The sequence below is a fragment of the Microbacterium sp. ZXX196 genome (assembly GCF_009709595.1).
Taxonomy (GTDB): Bacteria; Actinomycetota; Actinomycetes; order Actinomycetales; family Microbacteriaceae; genus Microbacterium; species Microbacterium excoecariae.
The window spans coordinates 1-259 of record NZ_WMEE01000306.1 but is presented as its reverse complement, the minus strand read 5'-3'; the positions used below and the strand labels follow the sequence as shown (position 1 = coordinate 259).

The window sequence follows — 259 nt, the reverse complement described above, 5'->3', positions numbered from 1 at the left end:
GGAGGACCTTGGTCCGGAGGACCGACTCGTTCAGGTTCATCTGACGGTCGAGTTCCTTGACGACCGCAGGCTCGGCCTGCAGGTCGATGACCGAGTAGATGCCCTCGGGCTTCTTGTTGATCTCGTACGAGAGACGACGACGGCCCCAGGTGTCGACCTTCTCGACCTTTCCGTTGCCCTCACGGACGACGGAGAGGAAGTTCTCGATCAGCGGGGAGACAGCGCGCTCCTCGAGATCGGGGTCGAGGATGACCATCAC

Annotated in this window: 1 protein-coding gene; it reads right to left on the bottom strand. The window is 61.8% G+C overall.

The genetic code is table 11. The features are described 5' to 3' along the window. Positions 1-259: 30S ribosomal protein S6 (gene rpsF / locus GJQ66_RS13145; RefSeq protein ID WP_196215930.1), on the bottom strand; the 259-nt coding region annotated here is incomplete at both ends.